The organism is Pontixanthobacter luteolus (assembly GCF_947494915.1).
Taxonomy (GTDB): Bacteria; Pseudomonadota; Alphaproteobacteria; order Sphingomonadales; family Sphingomonadaceae; genus Pontixanthobacter; species Pontixanthobacter luteolus.
In genome coordinates this window covers 711,490-730,403 of the sequence record NZ_CANLWR010000002.1, presented here as the reverse complement: position 1 = coordinate 730,403, position 18,914 = coordinate 711,490, and the positions used below count along the sequence as shown (strand labels likewise).

Here is an 18,914-nt window from a genome sequence, read left to right as displayed (position 1 = left end):
GACCATGCGGTTCTGGCCCAAGAGCCTGTTGGGGCAGGTGCTTCTCGCAGTCGCGCTGGCCTTGCTGGTGGCACAAACGATTTCCGCAGGTCTGTTATGGCGCGCCGCCGAGACGAGGCGAGACGAGGCCTTGCTCAATTCTGCTGCGTTTCGCCTGGTGGTGCCCGAGCGGCAGAACGCCCGCCGCGATCTTCGCGGTGCCGATAACAGGCCGCGCAACGATTTGCGTAATCGCACTCGCCGGTTTCCGCGCCCCTTGCGGCTGGAAACATCCGCCAGCTTCGAGTTGATGAGCGGCGAGACCCGCGAGACGCAGCTGGAAGAACAACTCGCTGGCATTCTGGCTGACCAGAATGTCTCCGCCGCAGAGTTGATCGTGATCGAACGATTGGCGCTCGATGATCCGTTCGTGCTCGACCGGCCACGACTGATGCGGCGGGTCATCGACCAGGATCGTCCGGTCACCAATGTCCTTGTCGCTGCTTTGAAACGGACCCCGGACAGCCAGTGGCAAATTGCGCGGGTTCCGATACCGGAATCCAACGGAGCGGCGCTGCGCACAATCGTGTTGCAGACGCTGATTATCTATCTGGTGCTCGTCGGCCTCCATTTCCTGTTGCTCCGGCGAATTACCAAACCGCTTGCCGAGCTGACCCGGCGCACAGAAAATTTCGGCAATGGCGGACAGACGCAAGAACCACTGGAACCCAATGGCCCGCAGGACGTGCGCCGTCTGGTAACTGCGCATAATGCAATGGAAGCACGGATCGCCGCACTGCTCGACGAAAAAGACGTGATGCTTGGGGCGATCGGGCACGATCTCAAGACACCGCTCGCCGCGCTAAGGGTGCGGATCGAGAACGTCGAAAATGAAACCGAGCGCCGGAAAATGGCCGCCGGGATCGAGGATATCACCCGCTCGCTCGACGATATCCTTACTCTGGCGCGGATCGGCAAATCAGGCGAACCGCCCGAGCGTGCCTCGCTTTCCGCACTGGCCGCGGCAGTCGTCGAGGAATTCGAGGATCAGGGCCAACCGGTCACGCTCAATACCAATGGAAAAATCGTCCATCCGGTTTACCTGACCTGGCTGAAACGTGCCCTGCGCAATTTGATCGGAAATGCCCTGAGATACGGCGGCACCGCTGCGGTTACCCTGCGCGAAACCGGCACCCATGTCGTGCTCGAAGTGGACGATAACGGTCCCGGTATTGAAGAGGCCCGCATCGCCGAAATGCTCGAACCGTTCAAGCGCGGGGAGGCATCGCGCAACCGTGACACCGGCGGTGCAGGCCTTGGTCTGACAATCGCACGGGCTGTTGCCGAACAGCACGGGGGACGGCTGATTTTGGCGAACCGGCCCGAGGGCGGACTTCACGCAGAAATCCGGCTCCCGAAAGGTTGAGACTTAGGCGGCTCTGCGTGCAGCAGGAAATTTATCGCCTTTGCCATTCCGGCCAAGGCATCCAGCCATCCGCACCGCCAACCCCTTCGCTGGCTGATGCAGACATCTGGTGCCTTGCGTCTAGCGCATCAGGCCGCCGATCAGATTGCGGACAAACCGGCCGGCAATCGGCCCGGCTAGATCGGTCGCGATCGATCCGGCGGCAGAGGTCACGCCCGATGCCATCGGATTGGCGCGCGATTTCTTGCCCAGCACCGCAGCAGCAGCGGCGCCGGCTGCCGAACCTGCCGCAACCTTAGCCCCGCGGCTGAAGGCCTTTTCCCACAGGCTGGGCGTCTTGCGCGATTGCTTACGCACTTCGTCCTCGCCCTTTTCCTCGACTTCTTGCGCGGTCTGCGCGGCATCGGCCGCCTTGGCCGCGAGCACTTCTTCAGCGCTTTCGCGGTCAACCGCCGTGTCGTATTTCCCGTCAACCGGGCTGACGGAATTGATGATCGCGCGTTCTTTCGCGGTGATCGGACCCAGCCGGCTGCGCGGCGGCTTGATCAGCGTGCGCTGAACAACCGAAGGCGCACCATCATCCATCAGGGTGGAGACCAGTGCCTCACCCACACGCAATTGCGTGATTGCCTCTTCCACATCGAGATCGGGATTGATTCGGAAGGTGTCCGCAGCCGCCTTGATCGCTTTCTTGTCACGCGGAGTGAATGCCCGCAGCGCGTGCTGCACGCGGTTGCCCAGCTGGCCGGCCACTTCCTCGGGAATGTCGATCGGGTTCTGCGTTACGAAGAAGACGCCAACGCCTTTCGAACGGATCAGGCGGACGACCTGTTCGATCTTGTCCTCCAGCGCCTTGGGCGCATCGTCGAACAACAGATGCGCTTCATCGAAGAAGAATACGAGCTTGGGCTTTTCCGGGTCGCCGACTTCTGGCAGCGATTCGAACAGTTCGGCGAGTAGCCACAACAGGAATGTCGCATAGAGCTTGGGGCTGCGCATCAGCTTGTCTGCGGCCAACACGTTGATGTATCCGCGCCCCTGTTCGTCGGTTTTCAGGAAATCGTCGATCTCCAGCGCGGGTTCACCAAAGAAATTGTCCGCCCCTTGCGCCTCGAAGCTGAGCAGCTGCCGCTGGATCGCGCCAACGCTCTGCTTGCTGACATTGCCGTATTTCGCAGAAAGTTCTTTCGAGTTTTGCGAGGCGTGCAGGAGAATCGACTGCAGATCGGCAAAATCGAGCAGCAGCAGACCGTGTTCATCGGCATATTTGAAGACGATCTGTAGCACGCCTTCCTGCGTGTCGTTCAGATCGAGCAGCCGCGAAAGCAGCAGCGGCCCCATCTCGCTGATTGTCGTGCGGATGGGATGGCCCTGTTCCCCGTACAGATCCCAGAAGATCGCCGGGTTATCCGAATAGGCATAGTCTTCCATGCCCAGTTCTTTCGCGCGGCCTTCCAGCTTGTCGGCGTGCTTGAAAGTGGGCGATCCGGGCATCGAAATACCCGACAGATCACCTTTCACATCGGCCACGAATACCGGCACGCCATTGGCGGAGAAACTTTCTGCAAGCCCCTGCAGCGTGACCGTTTTACCCGTGCCGGTCGCGCCCGCGATCAGTCCGTGACGGTTCGCACGCCCCAGATCGAGCGATTGTTGCTCCTGATTTTCGCCTAGCCCCAGAAAGATGCTGCCCATTTTTGTCTTGCTCCGACCCTGAAATTGTATGCTGCGGCTGTGGCGCAGACACTGACTTGCGGTCAAGTATCTCGACTTGCGCGGCCAAGACGCTAAGGCTGGGCGAATGGCCGAACCTGAGCCCTTTGTACTGCTGGACGATGCGCGAGAAGACGGCGCAGCAGACGCGCATATCTTCGAAAAACCGACCAGGATATTCGTCGCTAGGCGCGCCTCGGAAGTCGCCGATGTGCTCGCTGCTGCCGATGCCGAACGGGAAAAGACCGGCGGAACGCTGGCCGGGTATATCGCTTATGAAGCGGGTCTGGCGTTGGAACCGCGCCTCACCGGCCTTGCCGATAAGCGTGCAGGCGGAAACGGTCCGCTGGTATGGCTTGGCCTGTTCGAGAATGAGCATATCCTGCCGCCGGATGCGGTTCACGACTGGCTGGCCGAGAGAGCGCAAGGCGGCGCTTCGATCGGGCCGCTTGACCCGCAATTGTCGCCCGGCGGCTATGTTGCCGCGTTCGAGATGATGCAGGATGCGATCCGCGCCGGCGACATTTATCAGGCCAACCTCACCTTCCCGCTTGCAGGTTCATATCGCGGTGATCCGGTGGCGCTGTATTCGGCGCTCCGGCCAGCGGCGAACGCCGGTTATGGCGGGCTGATATTCGACGGCTCGCATTGGCTTCTCAGCCTGTCGCCGGAACTGTTTTTCTCCCTCCACGGAGACGCGGCCAAAGTTAAGCCGATGAAGGGCACGCGCCCACGTGGGCCGACGCCCGATGCGGACAAGGCGCTTGCAAAAGAACTCGCCGGGTCGGTCAAGGACAAGGCCGAGAATCTGATGATCGTCGATCTGATGCGCAACGATTTGTCGCGCGTTGCCGATGCCGGCAGCGTGCAGGTCGATGCGCCGTTTGCAATTGAAAGCTATCCGACAGTCCATCAGATGGTGTCGACCGTTCGTGCAAGGCTGAGCGAGGGCAAGACCGCCAGCGATCTGATCCGTGCGATATTCCCCTGCGGATCGATTACAGGCGCACCGAAAATCCGGGCGATGGAGCTGATATCAGGGGCCGAACGTGATGCGCGCGGCCCGTATTGCGGCGCAATCGGGCGGATTGGCCCGGATGGCGATGCCGCCTTCAACGTCGCAATCCGCACCTTGCGGCTTACCCCGGTCGAGAATGAACGCGGCACTGCGGTGCTGGGCGTCGGATCCGCCATCGTGGCCGATAGCCAGCCGATGGATGAATGGCGCGAGAGCATCCTCAAAGGCGGTTTTGCGCGCCAATCCTCACCAGCGCACAGCGCGCCGCAGTTCGATTTGATCGAAACCATGCTGTTCGATCCTGAGAGCGGAATCGAACTTCTCGAACTGCATTTGGAACGGATGAAGTCGAGCGCGGCGGAGCTGGGTTTCTCTTTCGACAGGCACGCGGCGCGCAACCAGATTCATGCGCTGTGTTTCGAACTGGAAAAACGTTCGAAAGTCCGCCTGCTCGCCGCCCGCAGCGGCGCGACCTCGCTGACCACGAGCGAACTGCCCGTGGGCGCTTCCGGCACATTTGACTGCATCGCCCTGCCGATCCCGGTTGATCCGGCTGACTGGAGGCTGCGGCACAAGACAACCGATCGCGGATTTTATCAGGACGCGCTGGCCGCAGCGCAGGATGCCGATGCGCGCGAAGCGATCCTTGTGCGCGGCGACGGCCTTGTAACAGAAGGTAGCTGGACCAATATCTTCGTTGAACGCGGCGAGACGCTGCTCACCCCGCCAGCCTCACTCGGATTGCTGCCGGGTGTCCTGCGCCGCTCGCTGATTGAAAGCGGCCGCGCGCAAGAGGCGGAGCTGACACTCGACGATCTTGAAAACGGCTTCCTGCTCGGAAACGCAGTGCGCGGCCTCATTCCCGGAAAGCTGAAACAATGATTTCTCCCCCTGTGCTCGCGCAAATCCCGATTGTTTACGAAGACGGCGAAGCGCTGGTTATCGACAAGCCCGCCGGTCTGCCGGTCGATCCGCCGCGCAATGGCGGAACCTGTCTGGCGGATTATTACGAAGGGCTGAAACTGGGCTTCATGCGGCCGCCCGTGGCAGTGCACCGCCTGGATACCGACACGTCCGGCTGCCTTCTGCTCGCGCGCAACCCCAAGGCGGTGAAACGCTTTGCCCGCGCGTTCGAGGAACGGCTGGTCGCAAAACGCTATCTCGGGATTATCGGCGGCGAGCTGGACCAGGAAGAGGGCACGATCGACCTGCCACTGGGCAAAGTCAGCAGCGCCGAAATGGGCTGGCGCATGGTTCACGATCCTGACGGCAAGCCTTCGATAACCCACTGGAAAGTGCTGAAGGTCGAAGGCGGCAATTCGCTAATTGAGTTCAGGCCTGAAACCGGGCGCACCCACCAGATCCGCGTTCATGCCGAATCGGGGCTTGGCAAACCATTGCTGGGCGATCCGGTTTATGGGCCAGAACACGGCAAATCGGTTGGCGCGCGGCGCACAATGTTGCACGCGTCCGCAATTACCGTTCAGCGCGCAAACAAGCCGGAGATTGCCGGAATCGCTCCGATGCCGGCCGATTTCATCGATCTCGGGTTTACGGATGGATGACCTGATCGAACGGGCGCTGTCGCAGGTCGAAGAAAGCTTCATCGCCAGTTCCGGCCCGGGAGGGCAGAACGTCAACAAGGTCGCAACGGCGGTGCAATTGCGCCTCAATGTGTTCGCGCTGCGCCTGAGCCCTCCGGTTTTCAACCGCCTGAAAAACCTCGCGGGGAACCGCATGACGTCCAAGGGCGAGATCATCCTTACGGCGCGGAATTACCGTACGCAGGAGGCGAACCGCGAAGACGCCCGTACACGACTTACCCAATTGCTGGAGGAAGCCCGGAAAGAGCCGAAGAAACGCGCCAAGAGCCGGGTCAACCGGGTCGGCAAGGAAAAGCGGATCAAGGCCAAGAAGAATCGCGGAGAGGTGAAGGCCAATCGGGGCAAGGTCAGCCGGCGCGACTGGTGACACTGCTTGACTTTTCCCCGTGAATCACCCAATGGGCGCGCCGGAACGGCGGTGCTTACTCGCGCCGCCCTTATTTTTTCGGCCATCCCCGGCCTCATTCGATTTTAGGAATACGTCATGGCGAAGCCAGCAACCGTCAAGATCAAGCTCGTCTCGACTGCAGACACGGGCTTCTACTACACGACGAAAAAGAACCCGCGGAACATCACTGAAAAGATGACTTTCCGCAAGTACGACCCCGTCGTGCGCAAGCATGTCGAGTTCAAGGAAGCCAAGATCAAGTAAGCCACGGCTTGCTTGGTACCTGAACTGCGGGAACCGTATTAGTTCAGTGACGGTTCAACGCTCTGACGCTATCAGCCGGAGCATGAACACAATGACATCCCTTTCGAAAAAGCCACTGCTCGCCGCACTTGCCGGTGCAGTGGCTTTTGCTGTGCCTGCAACATCGTTTGTAGCACCGGCGCCCCTTGCCGCCCAGCAATCCGACCTCGACCGAGCGGTCACCGCAATCCGCGGGATCAGCACGATGAAGGCCGATTTCACCCAGACCGACCGCAACGGCCAGACCGTGGCGGGCGTGCTCACCCTGAAAAACCCTGGCAAGATCCGCTTCGAATACGAAAAAGACGTTCCGCTTCTGGTCGTCTCCAACGGCAAATCGCTGACCATGATCGATTACGAGGTCAATCAGGTCCAGCGCTGGCCGATCAAGAAATCGCCGCTCGGTGCGCTGCTTGATCCCAGCCGCGACGTCGCGAAATTCGGCAAACTGGTGCAGACCGGAAACCGTGATGTCGTCAGCATCGAAGTGCGCGACAAGAGCCGGCCCGAATTCGGCGTGATCACGCTGATTTTCGTTCGCGACGGTTCAGCGCCCGGCGGGCTACAGCTGACCAATTGGGTAGCGCTCGATTCGCAGAACAACCGCACCACGGTTCGCCTGCGGAATCACCGTTATGGAGTCGCGGTTTCTGACGGTGCTTTCACCTACAAGGACCCTCGCCGTTCATCTCGCCGCCCCAGATAATCATTTCACCGATTAGCCGCCTTGTCGCTGCGACGGGCTGCTGCTGATTGTTCATTGGCTAGAAAGCCTAACAGGCATATTCTCTGACTTAGCAAAGCAGCTGGAGACATTGGTTCCCCCCTGTTGCCTCAGTCTTCGGTACGGCTGCTTTGTCAAAGCGTGACGAACGCTAACATGGAACCCTCGTGTCAATGCCCCCGACACGAGGGTTTTTTGTTGCCCGGATGCGTTTCTGTGCGCGGCCCTCCCCGCCGCAATAGACACCGCCGCGCCGCATCCCTATCTCCTGCTCATGGTTTCTGTAGCTTCCTGGAATATCAATTCCGTCCGCCTTCGCATGCCGATCGTCGAACGTTTCCTGACCGAGCAATCGGTCGATGTCCTGTGCCTGCAGGAAATCAAATGCCAGGAACACCAGTTCCCCTACGAGGCGTTTCGCAAGCTCGGCTATGAGCATTTCGCGATCCACGGGCAGAAAGGGTATCACGGCGTGGCAACTGTCAGCCGGATCCCGCTTAAGGAATTCAGCCGTCATGATTGGCAGGACAATGGCGAGGCACGCCATGTCGGCGTGGAACTGACCGGTCCGGGACAGGACATGGTGATCGAAAATGTCTACGTGCCTGCCGGCGGCGATGTGCCGGACCGCGAGGTAAATACGAAATTCGGCCAGAAGCTGGATTTTCTGGAGCGGATGACCCGTTGGGCTGACGCGATTGAAAGGCCGACGCTGATCGTCGGCGATTTCAATATCGCACCGCTCGAAAGCGATGTCTGGAGCCACAAACAGCTGCTCAAGGTCGTCAGCCACACCCCGCTCGAGGTCGAAACGCTGGGCAAGTTCCGCGATGCGCACGGATGGACTGATATTGGCCGCGAATTCATCCGCGATCCGGACCGCTATTACAGCTGGTGGAGCTATCGTTCGAAAGATTACCGTGTGGGCGACCGTGGGCGGCGACTGGACCATATGTGGGCGTCCCCCGACCTCGCCAAGATGGCGACTGCGCATCATGTTCACGAAGACGCGCGCGGCTGGGAAAAGCCGTCTGATCATATCCCGCTGGTGACGGAGTTCGATCTCTGAGCGAGACAAGCCCTTCTGCTTCGCGGCGCGTTGCCCGCGCGGTCGATGCGCTGCGCCATGGTTGGGCAATCGAGATTGATGGCGGACCGCTGCTGCTGCCGGTCGAAACGGCCATAGCTGCGGACGCAAAATCGCCGCGAATGTTGATATCGGCAGCCCGTGCCGTGACTCTGAAGATGGCGAACCAGCGCGAGGCGGCAGCTCCGCACGCGCCGGTCCTGATCCGGGGTGCGGAGCCGTTCGACCTGCCGGCGGCGCGCCCGATTGCAGATCCGGCGCTCGACCTGCTCAATCCGATGAAAGGTCCATTCAAGGCCGAGCAAATCGAGTGGCAAACGCAGGCGGAAACGGCGATGGAGCTCGCGCGGATTGCGGGGATATTGCCGGCATTCCTGGTGGCACCGTCCGGCGCAGGCGAGGCGGAACGCTTGGCGTCCGGCGATCTCGCGGCATGGTCCGACACCGCCCAGCTTACGATCGCGACCCGGGCCAGATTGCCGGTCAATGCGAGCGAGGACGCGCGTATCATCGCGTTCCGTAGCGCTGACGATCTGCGCGAACATGTCGCGCTTGTAATCGGGCAGCAATCGGCCGACTCGGTTCCGCTGGTGCGTTTGCACTCGGAATGCCTGACAGGGGATATACTGGGTAGTCTGAAATGCGATTGCGGTCCGCAGCTCGATGCGTCCCTGGCCGCAATGGCGAAGCAGGCCGACACAGGTGGCTGGGGTATCCTGCTATATCTGCGGCAGGAAGGGCGCGGCATCGGGCTGATTAACAAACTGCGCGCGTACCAGTTGCAGGATCAGGGTTTCGACACGGTTGAGGCGAACCAGAGGCTTGGCCTGCCAGATGAGGCACGGGATTTCCCTGTTGCCGCAAGGATGCTGGAACTGCTCGGCGTAAAATCGATCAAGCTGATGACCAACAATCCGAAGAAAGTCGATGCGCTGGCAAAGGCGGGGGTTACAGTGGCCGAACGCGTGCCGCACCAGCTGCCCGACAACCCGCATAATCGCCGCTATCTGGCGGTGAAGCGCGACAAGTCGGGGCACTTGCTTACGTGAGTGCCGTTACCCTCAGGCCCGAAAGACCGGGCGATGAGCCATCCATTCACGCGCTGACCGAGGCCGCGTTTTTGGGCACGGCGTTCAGCGACGGTAGCGAGCCTGATCTGATTGGCCAGCTGCGCAGCGACGGAGATCTGGCGTTATCGCTGGTTGCGGAGCGAGCCGATCACGGCCTTGTCGGCCATATCGCGTTCTCGCGCGTAACAATCTCAAACAATAGCGCCGACTGGTATGGTCTGGGCCCGGTTTCGGTGCTGCCCGAATTCCAGCGCAGCGGGATAGGTACCGCATTGATCAATCAGGGCATAGCCGAACTGCGCCAAGCCGGTGCATGCGGCATCGTGTTGCTGGGTGATCCCGGGTATTACGCCCGTTTCGGCTTTGAGCACGACCCTCAGCTTAGCTATCCCGGGCCGCCAGCAGAGTATTTCCAGCGTCTGGTGCTGGATGGACCGCCCCCGTCAGGCGTAGTACGCTATGCCGATGCGTTTTCCGCGGCTTGACGGGTAAATTTACCCAGCGATTGGCCCATGCGAACAACGGTCAACGGCTCCAGCCCTTCGGACCATTCGACTGTGCCGGGCTCAAACAGCAGGATAACGGTAGAACCGAGCAGGAACCGGCCCATCTCGTCGCCAGCGGCAAAGCTGGGTGCATCTTCACCGGACTGCGCGAAATCGGTGCGGAGCACTTTCTTGCCATGGGGCTGCACCAGACCGCCCCAGACGGTTTCGATACTGGCCACTATCATCGCGCCCACCATCACGCTGGCGACAGCGCCGCGCGGCGTATCGAATACACAGGAAAGCCGTTCGTTGCGCGAAAACAGCCGCGGCACGGATTGCGCAGTCGCCGTGTTGACCGAAAACAGATCGCCCGGAATGTATGTCGTGTGATCGAGCGTGCCAGCCACTGGCATATGGACGCGGTGGTAATCGCTCGGCGACAAATAGATCGTGATGAAACTGCCGCCGTCGAATTTTTTCGCCAGCTTTTCGTCACCGCCAAGCAATTCTGCCGCGGTGTAGCTTTGGCCCTTGGCCTGCACGATGCGGCCCTGCTTGATTTTGCCGAGCTGGCTCACGGCACCGTCGGCGGGGCACAGCACCCGCTGCAATCCGTCCGCCAGCGGGCGTGAACCGGGCTTCAATGCGCGGGTGAAAAAATCGTTGAAGCTGCGATACGCGCCCTCAGGCCGGTCGGCCTGCGCCATATCGACGTTATACGTCTTGATGAAACGCCGGATCATCCGGTCGCGCAGCCACGGGCTTTCGCTGCGGGCCAGTTTGCCGGCAATCCTGGTCAGCAAATGCTGCGGTGCGATATGTTGCAGCCAGATAAAGGGGGAACTCATCGTAGCTGGCTATCCTTGCTGCCGCGCCGGTTGATGGCGCTGCGCTGCACTTGGCCATCGCGGTCCGATTGGCAAGCCACGCAGGTGCGAGTTCCGGGTAAAGCCTTGCGCCGTTTCACCGGGATCGCTTCACCGCAATCGTCGCAATATTTCGCGCCGTTGCCCTCGGGCATCCGCGCACGCGCTGCCTTGACAGCGTCGCTCACCGTGTCGTCGATTTGATCCTGTACGGCGCCATCGCGCGCCCATCCGCCTGCCATTGTAATCTCCTTGCCTCATCAACGGCGCAGAGAGCGACAATGTTCCTATCTGCTTTCAAAGCGTTGCAGGCCCTGACCCAGATTGTTGTCGCCGATCACCAGATGATCGCCTGACCAGTCCGCCACGAACACCGTGTTACGGCGAACAGACGGGGCCAGACGGGCATCGTTGCCGGCAATTTGCAGGCCTGCGGAGGGATGCAGGCGGTCTTCTGCGCCGACCGCGATAAAGGCCGAATAATTTTCCTTGTCCTGCCCCTGGACGAACCAGTTATTGGTGATCTGGCCGGTTGCCCCGGCGGGCAGGTCGATCATGTAATTCGTGCCCCGGCCCGCTGAATCGTCGAAACTGGAAGACGCGATGTCGACCCGCGCCGCACGCGCTTTCACATAATGCCCGCCGCGGCCCTTTTCGAACCGGCTGCGGGTAACCCGCAAATGGCCATAATCGCCGATATAGATCGAATGCGCGCAGCCGCCGCTGCCTTCGCAGGTTCCAAGACCGGAGAATGTCGACTTGTCGATCACGATCCTGCCGCCGCTGTCATTGGCGGTCAAAATACCCTGCTGGCTGTTCATGAACCAGCTTTGCGCGACGGTCAGATTGCCTTGCTCCAGCCGGATGCCCGCGCCGTTGAAATCGGGAACCGCCATGTTGCGGAACACCAGACCTGAAACGCTGGCGTCCCGTCCGCGCAGGACGAGCGCCGCCTTGCCTTCGCAAGTCACACCGTCGAACACGGCTTTGCCAGGCTCGCTCGCCATGTAAGAGATTGCGCCCGCTGCCTGGACCGCGCATTGCCGGTAGGTGCCAGGCGCAACCGCTATTGTGCCTGTGCCGCTGCCAATCGCGTCGACGGCCTGTTGCAGGCGGTCAAAACTGCGGCCTGTCTCGACCACCGTGAAACCGCCCCCGTCCTGCGCAAAAAGCGCGCCGGCAGGGATTGCTGCAATCGCAAGCGCTGCCAGAACCAGAATGAATTTCGATGATGGCCGGCTTACTGGATATTCGAGCGGCGAAGGGTGAGCATGGTCTTCCATGCCTCTCGCGATAGCGAAAAAGGGTTAATGCCCCGCTAAGGCTTTTGGCTGCGCACCACGGCCAGGAATTCGCTGCCATATGCTTCCAGCTTTTTGCGGCCGATCCCGCTGATCTGGCCTAGCGCTGCGAGATCGGCAGGGCGCTGCGAGGCAATTTCCCGCAAGGTCGCATCATGAAAGATGACATAGGGCGGCACCCCCTGATCCTGCGCAAGCTGGCGGCGCAGATCGCGTAATGCGTCAAACAGCGGGTCACCGACCGGATTGGCCGCCGAATTACCGCGCCCGCGGCCTTTGCTGCGTTTGGGCGGGATTACGATCTCTACCGGAATTTCGCCCTTGAGGATCGCAGGGGCTTCACCGCCAAGGGCCAGCCCGCCATGTTCGGTGGCAACCAGTGCGCCGCGCGCTTGCAGCGCACGCGAAAGGGGCTGCAGCATGGCCGCCTCTTCCCCGGCAACAATACCGAACACGCTCAGTTGGTCGTGCCCGCGCCCCTCGATCCGGTCGTCCACGCTGCCGGTCAGCACTTTCTGGATATGTCCGAACCCGAAGCTTTGCCCGGTCCGGTACACCGCAGAGAGCAGCTTGCGCGCAGTCTCGGTCGCGTCGGTGACTTCCGGCGGGCTGAGGCAATTGTCGCAATTTCCGCATGTTTTCGGCGGATCTTCCCCGAAATGACGCAGCAGCACAGCGCGGCGGCAATGCGGCGTCTCGATCAGGCTCGCCAGCATATCGAGCCGCGCACGCTCGTCATTACGCCGCTGCTCGGGCATATCGCCCAGTCGTTGCCGGGCCTGGGCAAAATCGCCTGCGCCCCAATGCATCACCGCCCGCGCAGGATCGCCGTCGCGCCCCGCGCGGCCCGTTTCCTGGTAATACGCCTCGATCGATTTCGGGATTCCGACATGCGCGACGAAGCGCACATCGGGTTTGTCGATTCCCATGCCGAACGCGATTGTCGCCACAATCACCATGTCTTCGGATGCCACGAATGCGGCCTGGTTCACGGCGCGCACGCCCGGTTCCAACCCTGCGTGATAGGGCAGAACAGGCCGGCCTGTTTCCGCCGCCAGTTTTGCCGCGATATCCTCCACCTTGCGGCGGGTCGGCGCATAGACAATGCCCGGGCCGGGCTGTTCGTTCATCAGATCGACTAACTGGCGAACCGGGCTGTCACGGTGAGTGACCTGATAGCGGATGTTGGGCCGGTCAAACCCGGCGAGGACCAGCCCCTCCTGCGGGATGCCGAGCTGTTCCAGAATATCCTGCCGCGTCCGGCGATCCGCAGTGGCGGTCAGCGCCAGCCGGGGCACTTGATCGAACCGGTCGAGCAGCGGCCTGAGCTGGCGGTAATCCGGGCGGAAATCATGCCCCCATTCGGAAACGCAATGCGCCTCGTCGATCGCAAACAGCGCAATCGGCGCCGCAGTCAACAGGTCGCAGAATTGCGGCTGGGTCGCCCGTTCGGGCGCAACATAAAGCAGGTCGAGCTCGCCCGCGCGAAACGCATCCATCGTCTCGCGCCAATCAGCATCGGCACTGGTCAGCGTTGCGGCGCTGATCCCGTTGGCCCGGGCCGAACGCAGCTGATCATGCATCAGCGCGATCAGCGGAGAGATGACGATGCACGTCCCTTCCAGCATGGTCGCTGGCAACTGGTAGGTCAGCGACTTGCCCGCCCCCGTGGGCATGACCGCCAACGCCGATTGGCCGTCCAGTATCCGGCTGACGACTTCGGCCTGCCTGCCCCGAAATGCATCGAAGCCGAATACGCTGCGCAGCGTTGCCCGCGCAGTTTCGAGCGACGCGCCGGATGCATCGCGGAGAGCAGCCTCGGGCGGACTGACTGGATCGGCGTCGTTCATCATGCCGCCCGCTATGGCAGAGCAACCGCCGGACTTGAATTCCACGCACGTCAAAATTGGATTTGCGGCGGGGATAAGCGGCGGCTAGTCTGGATTATCGCACCCGTAGCGTTACCGCGGGACCAGTTTTGATTTTGGGAGCACACCTGATGAAGAAGATCGCTTACACTGCATTCGTATCGTCCGCCGCGCTGGCGCTCGCCGCATGCGGATCAGCCGAAGACGCCTCCACCGAGGCAGAAGCGGAAAACGTGGAAATGGCAGCTGACGAAGCGTTGGAAGACGTTGTCGAAGAGCCTGCCGAAGACGCGGAAGCTGCCGCTCCTGACGATGCAGAGCAAAGCGTGTCGGAAGCTGTCGAAGCGGAAGCCGATGATGCCGGCGCTGCTGCCGCTGCTGCTGCTGCGGACGTGATGGCCGCCGCAGAAGGCGAAGCCAACGCAGTTGCCAGCGACGTTGCCGATGCAGTCGACGACGCCCAGGAAGACGCCGAAAGCGCGATGTAATCTGCCGCGTTCCACCCGGCTGGACAATTTGGGAAGCGGGCGAGTTGCACAGGCAGTTCGCCCGCTTTTCCTTTTCGAACGGTGCGCTATGGTGATGCCATGAGGAACCTCTTGATAATCGCTGCAGTGTGCCTGACGGCAGCCTGCGGGAAAGCCGATAACGAACCGGGGCCGGGCGGCGTGACGGTGGGCGAGGCCCGCGCACTGGACGAGGCGGCCGAGATGATCGAAGCACGGCGCCTGCCAGAAGCCGCGCTGGAGCAAGAATCCAGCGAAGAGCCGGAGCAGCCAACCGAATAACAAGCACCGACGCGCCCCTGCGTCACTGAATCAGCCAGCCAAACGAGTATCCCGCAAATGTATCAGCTCCTGTCCGGACTTTCGGTTATCGAGGTTTCCAGTTTCGTCGCATCGCCAACTGCGGGGCTTTACTGCGCGCAGATGGGCGCCGAAGTGATCAGGGTCGACCAGATCGGCGGCGGATTGGACTATGATCGTTATCAGCTGACAGAGGCTGGCCGTTCGCTGAGCTGGGAAAACCTGAACCGGGCCAAAAAAAGCGTCGCGCTGGATATGCGAACCGGCGAAGGGCGCGAACTGGTTCAGGAACTTGCCCGCAAGACCGGTCAATTGATCACCAATGTTCCGGAAAAAAGCTTCCTCTCGCACGCGGTCCTCAAGGAAGGCCGCGGTGATATGATCACGGTGCGGATCATGGGCTGGGGAGATGGCCGCCAGGCGATGGATTTCACCGTCAATGCGGCCAGCGGATATCCGCTGATGACCGGCCCGGCGGAATGGGATCCTGCAACCGCCCCGCCGGTAAACCAGTTGCTGCCCGCATGGGATTTCCTGACCGGCGCGTATACCGCATTTACTCTGCTGGCAGCACTCCGGCACCGCGATGCAACCGGCGAAGGCGGCGAAATCCGCATTCCGCTGGGCGATGTGGCGATCGGCACGGTCGCCAATAGCGGCGCGATGGCGGAAATGCTCTATCGCGGATCGGACCGGCAGCGGCTCGGAAATGCGATATGGGGTGCGTTCGGGCGCGATTTCCGGTCGAAGGACGGTAAGCGCTTCATGGTTGCCGCGCTCACATCGAAACAATGGTCGGGACTGATCGAAGCATTCGGCGTGGCCGAACAGATCGCCGCCATCGAAGCGAGGCACGGTGTCGAATTCGCGCACAGTGATCACAACCGCTTCACTCACCGCGAAGAGCTTTTCACGCTGTTCCAGTCGGTTGCCGATACGATGGATTACGATACGCTGGCCGCGCGTCTGGCGGCAGCGGGTACCACGTTCGAAAGGTACCGGACGATGCACGAAGCGGCGACCGATCCGGAACTGGTCACCAACAACCCGTTGTTCGGGCCGTCGCCTGAAAATCCCAGCGGGTTTGAATATCCGGCACCCGGACCGTTCGCCAACCTGCCCCAGCAGGATCGCGGTGCGCCGAAACCCGCGCCCTATCTCGGGGCGAACAGCGAGGAAATCCTTGCCGAGCGGCTCGGGCTTGGATCGGGTGAAATCGGCAAACTAATCGATTCCGGTATCGTCTCAGGCAGCGACAAAGGCGATTTCTGAAGCGCCGGGTGGCCGCGCGGTCAATCGATCGGGAAATCGTCAATCGGCTCGATAACTGAATAGGTCTCTGTCATTGGAGCATGGCCGAGGTCAGGAAATTCCAACGCTGGCGGCTCTATATGTGTGTCCGGTAGCCGGTCGAGCAAATCGCGGATTAGCGTTAGCCGGCCGCGTTTCTGATCATTGAAATCGACCAATGTCCACGGGGCGTGGTCAGTATGCGTCGCCCGCAGCATTTTTTCGCGCGCATCGGTATAGGCCGCATATTTTTCCCGCGCGGCAAGATCGATAGGCGACAGCTTCCAGCGCTTGAGCGGGTCCTCCAGCCGCTCAGCCAGCCGTTCTTCCTGATTTGCCTGATCGGTGGTCAGCCAATATTTAAACAGCAAGATCCCGTCATCCACCAGCATCCGTTCAAATACAGGCGCCTCGGTCAGAAATTGATCGACACGGCTTTGTTCGGTGAAACCCATCACCTGTTCCACACCCGCACGGTTATACCAGCTGCGATCAAACAGGACTATTTCACCTGCCGCCGGCAGATAGGGTGTGTAGCGCTGGAAATACCATTGGGTCATTTCCGCCTCGCTCGGCTTGGAAAGCGCGACGATCCGGCATTGGCGCGGATTTAACCGCTGACTTACGGCACGGATTGCGCCGCCCTTGCCCGCAGTGTCGCGGCCCTCGAACACGACGCAGATACGCGCGCCAGTGTGCCGCGCCCAGCGCGCCATTGCGACCAGCTCTTCCTCAAGCGGCTCAAGCAAATCCTCGTATTTCTTGCGCTTCAGACTGGGCATTCCTGCTCTCCTAATTCCGCCTTAACCCGCGCGGCGATAAATGGTATCAATGGAAACTATGGCCACAATAGCAGAACCACAAAGCGATTTTACCACCCTGCCGGAGATGCCGGCCGATGTCTTCACCGCTCCGCTGAAAAAGCCCAGGCATCTGGGTGACGATTGGCTGGAACCGAGCCAGGCGCAGTATGATTCCGATCAGGATGCAATCTGGAACGACCTTTTCGAACGTCAGATGGGTGTTCTGCCCGGACGCGCGGCAACCGCCTTTATCCAGGGGACCGAGAAGCTCGACCTGGGCCGTGGCGGCGTACCTGAATTCAAGCGATTGTCTGAAGAACTGGACGCGCTGACAGGCTGGAGCGTGGTTCCGGTGCCGATGCTGATTCCTGATCACGTGTTTTTCTGGCATCTGGCAAATCGCCGTTTTCCGGCCGGAAACTTCATCCGCACACGCGAGACGTTCGATTACATTCAGGAACCCGATGTATTCCATGATGTGTTCGGCCACGTCCCCATGCTGACCGATCCGACCTATGCCGATTTTATGCAGGAATACGGCAAGGCCGGATGGAAGGCGATGAAGTACAACCGCCTGAAGGCGTTGGGTGCGCTGTACTGGTACACGGTTGAATTTGGCCTGATCGAAGAACAACCGGGCGACATTCGCGCCTATGGTGCGGGTATCCTGTCAGGCCCGACCGAAGCAGTGTTTGCTGTGGAGGCGGAAAGCCCCAACCGGATCATGCTGAATGTCGATCGGGTCATGCGCACCGACTATGTGATCAGCGACCTGCAGCCGACATATTTCGTTATCGAAAGCTTCGAAGACCTTTATCGGCAGACCGTGGAGCGCGATTTCGACAAACTTTATCGTAACCTGCCGCCGGCATTTACCTATGCCAATTCAGCGGTCATCGATGTGGATTATGTGGTGAACCGGGGAACGCAGGAATATCTGCTGCGTGGTGGCCGCGGAAGCGGCGCGAAGCCTGCCTAAAGCGGCTCAGAGCCCGGTGTTGAGATTGCGGCGCACCAGATGCGCCAGCGTGATGCACAGCACCGCGCCTAACGTCGCGGCAATCACTGATGCCCCGCTGACCGCGCTCAATGGAGAGCTGGACGCAGCATAAATGCCTGCGGCAAGCGCACCGAACACGCTGGCGGTGATGTAGAGCGCCTTCTCGCGCCGCTCGTGAACGGCGACGACGATCGAAGACAACCAGCCGAGGATGCCCCCGACAGCGAGAAGAATTACTAAACCCATTTCCATTTCCAAAATACGTTACAGTGAAGAAACGCGGGGAAACGGTGAATCGTTCCGGGATGCCAGAGTCTTGCCTAGAAGATGATCAATAGCGCGATACCGAGCGCCACCCGGTAAATCACGAATACAAGCATCGAGGCTTTCCTGAGGAAGTTCATCAGGAACACCATTGTCAGCAGTGCAGCGACAAAGGTGAACGCACCGGTCAACAGCGCGTCCATCTGCATCTGTACGGACAAGTCAGCCAGGTCGAACGCCGCCAACAATCCTGCGCCTGCAACTGCCGGAATAGCCAGCAGGAAAGAAAAACGCGCCGATTCGAACCGCGAATAACCGAGCGCGCGCGCTGCGGTCATGGTTGAACCTGACCGGCTGGTGCCAGGGATCAGAGCCATCGCCTGTGCAATCCCCACCAGAACCGCGTCGCGCAGCGTCAGGTCTTCATAGCTTTTGTCCTGGCGGCCCCAACGGTCAGCCGCACCCAGCAGCAGCCCGAAGATAATCAGGTTGGTTGCAACCAGGTCGGTCGTCCGGAACCCCTCCATATAACCGCCGGTCTTCAGGAACAGGCCGGCGATCACCGCCGGGATCGTACCGGCGAGCACCCACATGAACAGCTTGCGCTGGACCGGATTGTCACCCAGCCCAATTGTCGCAAAACCGCCGCGGGCAAGACCCAGCACGTCCTTGCGGAAATAGATAATGATGGCCAGCAGCGACCCGATATGGACCGCAACGTCGATCAGCGGCCCCTGATCGGGAAGGTCCGTCAGATGCGGGATCAGGATCAGGTGCCCCGACGACGAAATCGGCAGAAATTCGGTAATGCCCTGAACGATCGCGATCAGAAGCTGCTGGAACAGAGTCATGGTCTGGCAGAATCCCTGCAAAAAGCCCGGGTAACACAGGCTCATAGAAAAGGCCGGATCGCACC

The 18,914-nt window shown here is 60.7% G+C and carries 21 protein-coding genes; 13 read left to right on the top strand and 8 right to left on the bottom strand.

The features are described from left to right. The first annotated feature begins 4 nt into the window (after window positions 1–4). Complete coding sequence (locus tag PO778_RS12405; protein ID WP_271439863.1) at window positions 5–1,405, top strand: ATP-binding protein; 1,401 nt, start codon at window positions 5–7, stop codon at window positions 1,403–1,405. Between the two features lie 120 nt (window positions 1,406–1,525). Here PO778_RS12405 and PO778_RS12400 read toward each other — a convergent pair whose 3' ends face one another. Next, window positions 1,526–3,100, bottom strand: a complete 1,575-nt coding sequence (locus PO778_RS12400) for a helicase HerA-like domain-containing protein (RefSeq protein ID WP_160730945.1) — start codon at window positions 3,098–3,100, stop codon at window positions 1,526–1,528. A 106-nt stretch (window positions 3,101–3,206) separates the two neighbouring features. On the opposite strand from PO778_RS12400, the gene pabB reads away from it, so the two are divergent. From pabB to PO778_RS12360, 8 genes are all read left to right on the top strand, one after another. After that, window positions 3,207–5,018: an aminodeoxychorismate synthase component I gene (pabB, locus tag PO778_RS12395; RefSeq protein ID WP_271439862.1), complete on the top strand. Its 1,812-nt coding sequence runs from the start codon at window positions 3,207–3,209 to the stop codon at window positions 5,016–5,018. After that, window positions 5,015–5,701 (top strand): RluA family pseudouridine synthase, encoded by a 687-nt coding sequence (locus PO778_RS12390; protein WP_160730947.1) that lies wholly within the window; start codon window positions 5,015–5,017, stop codon window positions 5,699–5,701. The genes pabB and PO778_RS12390 overlap by 4 nt, the downstream gene beginning before the upstream one ends. Continuing rightward, window positions 5,694–6,107 (top strand): alternative ribosome rescue aminoacyl-tRNA hydrolase ArfB, encoded by a 414-nt coding sequence (arfB, locus tag PO778_RS12385; RefSeq protein ID WP_271439861.1) that lies wholly within the window; start codon window positions 5,694–5,696, stop codon window positions 6,105–6,107. The genes PO778_RS12390 and arfB overlap by 8 nt, the downstream gene beginning before the upstream one ends. 117 nt (window positions 6,108–6,224) lie before the next feature. After that, the gene (gene rpmG / locus PO778_RS12380; RefSeq protein WP_160601956.1) at window positions 6,225–6,392 is read left to right on the top strand and encodes a 50S ribosomal protein L33; all 168 of its coding nucleotides are present in this window, start codon (window positions 6,225–6,227) and stop codon (window positions 6,390–6,392) included. Between the two features lie 82 nt (window positions 6,393–6,474). Next, the gene (locus tag PO778_RS12375; protein ID WP_160730949.1) at window positions 6,475–7,137 is read left to right on the top strand and encodes a LolA family protein; all 663 of its coding nucleotides are present in this window, start codon (window positions 6,475–6,477) and stop codon (window positions 7,135–7,137) included. 292 nt (window positions 7,138–7,429) lie between these two features. Continuing rightward, complete coding sequence (xth, locus tag PO778_RS12370) at window positions 7,430–8,224, top strand: exodeoxyribonuclease III (protein ID WP_271439860.1); 795 nt, start codon at window positions 7,430–7,432, stop codon at window positions 8,222–8,224. 164 nt (window positions 8,225–8,388) lie between these two features. Beyond that, window positions 8,389–9,291 carry a GTP cyclohydrolase II gene (gene ribA / locus PO778_RS12365; RefSeq protein WP_271439859.1) on the top strand — a complete coding sequence of 301 codons (903 nt, stop codon included), beginning with the start codon at window positions 8,389–8,391 and terminating at the stop codon, window positions 9,289–9,291. After that, the gene (locus tag PO778_RS12360) at window positions 9,288–9,797 is read left to right on the top strand and encodes a GNAT family N-acetyltransferase (RefSeq protein WP_271439858.1); all 510 of its coding nucleotides are present in this window, start codon (window positions 9,288–9,290) and stop codon (window positions 9,795–9,797) included. Before ribA ends, PO778_RS12360 begins: the two co-directional genes overlap by 4 nt. Here the strand turns inward: PO778_RS12360 and asd are convergent. Genes asd through recQ form a run of 4 tightly spaced genes read right to left on the bottom strand, consistent with a single transcriptional unit; the run spans window position 9,770 to window position 13,817 of the window. Next, window positions 9,770–10,648 carry an archaetidylserine decarboxylase gene (asd, locus tag PO778_RS12355; RefSeq protein ID WP_271439857.1) on the bottom strand — a complete coding sequence of 293 codons (879 nt, stop codon included), beginning with the start codon at window positions 10,646–10,648 and terminating at the stop codon, window positions 9,770–9,772. The genes PO778_RS12360 and asd overlap by 28 nt on opposite strands. Next, entirely contained in the window at window positions 10,645–10,908 is a 264-nt protein-coding gene (locus PO778_RS12350; RefSeq protein ID WP_271439856.1) for a DksA/TraR family C4-type zinc finger protein, read from the bottom strand. The genes asd and PO778_RS12350 overlap by 4 nt, the downstream gene beginning before the upstream one ends. Before the next feature lie 45 nt (window positions 10,909–10,953). Continuing rightward, window positions 10,954–11,949, bottom strand: a complete 996-nt coding sequence (locus PO778_RS12345; RefSeq protein ID WP_271439855.1) for a right-handed parallel beta-helix repeat-containing protein — start codon at window positions 11,947–11,949, stop codon at window positions 10,954–10,956. Between the two features lie 35 nt (window positions 11,950–11,984). Continuing rightward, window positions 11,985–13,817, bottom strand: a complete 1,833-nt coding sequence (gene recQ / locus PO778_RS12340; RefSeq protein ID WP_438944407.1) for a DNA helicase RecQ — start codon at window positions 13,815–13,817, stop codon at window positions 11,985–11,987. A gap of 149 nt (window positions 13,818–13,966) precedes the next feature. On the opposite strand from recQ, the gene PO778_RS12335 reads away from it, so the two are divergent. From PO778_RS12335 to PO778_RS12325, 3 genes are all read left to right on the top strand, one after another. Further along, window positions 13,967–14,323, top strand: a complete 357-nt coding sequence (locus tag PO778_RS12335) for a hypothetical protein (protein ID WP_160730955.1) — start codon at window positions 13,967–13,969, stop codon at window positions 14,321–14,323. Between the two features lie 99 nt (window positions 14,324–14,422). Next, complete coding sequence (locus PO778_RS12330) at window positions 14,423–14,623, top strand: hypothetical protein (RefSeq protein WP_271439853.1); 201 nt, start codon at window positions 14,423–14,425, stop codon at window positions 14,621–14,623. 57 nt (window positions 14,624–14,680) lie between these two features. Beyond that, window positions 14,681–15,913, top strand: coding sequence for a CoA transferase (locus PO778_RS12325; protein WP_160730957.1), 1,233 nt, complete (start codon window positions 14,681–14,683; stop codon window positions 15,911–15,913). Between the two features lie 20 nt (window positions 15,914–15,933). Here PO778_RS12325 and ppk2 read toward each other — a convergent pair whose 3' ends face one another. After that, window positions 15,934–16,713: a polyphosphate kinase 2 gene (gene ppk2, locus PO778_RS12320; RefSeq protein ID WP_271439852.1), complete on the bottom strand. Its 780-nt coding sequence runs from the start codon at window positions 16,711–16,713 to the stop codon at window positions 15,934–15,936. Window positions 16,714–16,771: 58 nt separating this feature from the next. Here ppk2 and phhA point away from each other — a divergent pair, with 58 nt between their 5' ends. After that, window positions 16,772–17,713, top strand: coding sequence for a phenylalanine 4-monooxygenase (gene phhA / locus PO778_RS12315; RefSeq protein ID WP_271439851.1), 942 nt, complete (start codon window positions 16,772–16,774; stop codon window positions 17,711–17,713). Window positions 17,714–17,719: 6 nt separating this feature from the next. Here the strand turns inward: phhA and PO778_RS12310 are convergent, their stop codons facing one another. Further along, on the bottom strand, window positions 17,720–17,980 hold the full coding sequence (locus tag PO778_RS12310; protein ID WP_160730959.1) for a GlsB/YeaQ/YmgE family stress response membrane protein: 261 nt from the start codon (window positions 17,978–17,980) through the stop codon (window positions 17,720–17,722). 74 nt (window positions 17,981–18,054) lie between these two features. Continuing rightward, window positions 18,055–18,849, bottom strand: coding sequence for an undecaprenyl-diphosphate phosphatase (locus PO778_RS12305; RefSeq protein WP_160730960.1), 795 nt, complete (start codon window positions 18,847–18,849; stop codon window positions 18,055–18,057). Window positions 18,850–18,914 lie beyond the last annotated feature (65 nt).

Coding starts and splice junctions, on each gene's coding strand:
- PO778_RS12405 (WP_271439863.1), top strand. CDS start 5: ATGCGGTTCTGGCCCAAGAGCCTGTTGGGGCAGGTGCTTCTCGCAGTC.
- PO778_RS12400 (WP_160730945.1), bottom strand. CDS start 3,100: ATGGGCAGCATCTTTCTGGGGCTAGGCGAAAATCAGGAGCAACAATCG.
- pabB (WP_271439862.1), top strand. CDS start 3,207: ATGGCCGAACCTGAGCCCTTTGTACTGCTGGACGATGCGCGAGAAGAC.
- PO778_RS12390 (WP_160730947.1), top strand. CDS start 5,015: ATGATTTCTCCCCCTGTGCTCGCGCAAATCCCGATTGTTTACGAAGAC.
- arfB (WP_271439861.1), top strand. CDS start 5,694: ATGGATGACCTGATCGAACGGGCGCTGTCGCAGGTCGAAGAAAGCTTC.
- rpmG (WP_160601956.1), top strand. CDS start 6,225: ATGGCGAAGCCAGCAACCGTCAAGATCAAGCTCGTCTCGACTGCAGAC.
- PO778_RS12375 (WP_160730949.1), top strand. CDS start 6,475: ATGAACACAATGACATCCCTTTCGAAAAAGCCACTGCTCGCCGCACTT.
- xth (WP_271439860.1), top strand. CDS start 7,430: ATGGTTTCTGTAGCTTCCTGGAATATCAATTCCGTCCGCCTTCGCATG.
- asd (WP_271439857.1), bottom strand. CDS start 10,648: ATGAGTTCCCCCTTTATCTGGCTGCAACATATCGCACCGCAGCATTTG.
- PO778_RS12350 (WP_271439856.1), bottom strand. CDS start 10,908: ATGGCAGGCGGATGGGCGCGCGATGGCGCCGTACAGGATCAAATCGAC.
- PO778_RS12345 (WP_271439855.1), bottom strand. CDS start 11,949: ATGGAAGACCATGCTCACCCTTCGCCGCTCGAATATCCAGTAAGCCGG.
- recQ (WP_438944407.1), bottom strand. CDS start 13,817: ATGAACGACGCCGATCCAGTCAGTCCGCCCGAGGCTGCTCTCCGCGAT.
- PO778_RS12335 (WP_160730955.1), top strand. CDS start 13,967: ATGAAGAAGATCGCTTACACTGCATTCGTATCGTCCGCCGCGCTGGCG.
- PO778_RS12330 (WP_271439853.1), top strand. CDS start 14,423: ATGAGGAACCTCTTGATAATCGCTGCAGTGTGCCTGACGGCAGCCTGC.
- PO778_RS12325 (WP_160730957.1), top strand. CDS start 14,681: ATGTATCAGCTCCTGTCCGGACTTTCGGTTATCGAGGTTTCCAGTTTC.
- ppk2 (WP_271439852.1), bottom strand. CDS start 16,713: ATGCCCAGTCTGAAGCGCAAGAAATACGAGGATTTGCTTGAGCCGCTT.
- phhA (WP_271439851.1), top strand. CDS start 16,772: ATGGCCACAATAGCAGAACCACAAAGCGATTTTACCACCCTGCCGGAG.
- PO778_RS12310 (WP_160730959.1), bottom strand. CDS start 17,980: ATGGGTTTAGTAATTCTTCTCGCTGTCGGGGGCATCCTCGGCTGGTTG.
- PO778_RS12305 (WP_160730960.1), bottom strand. CDS start 18,849: ATGACTCTGTTCCAGCAGCTTCTGATCGCGATCGTTCAGGGCATTACC.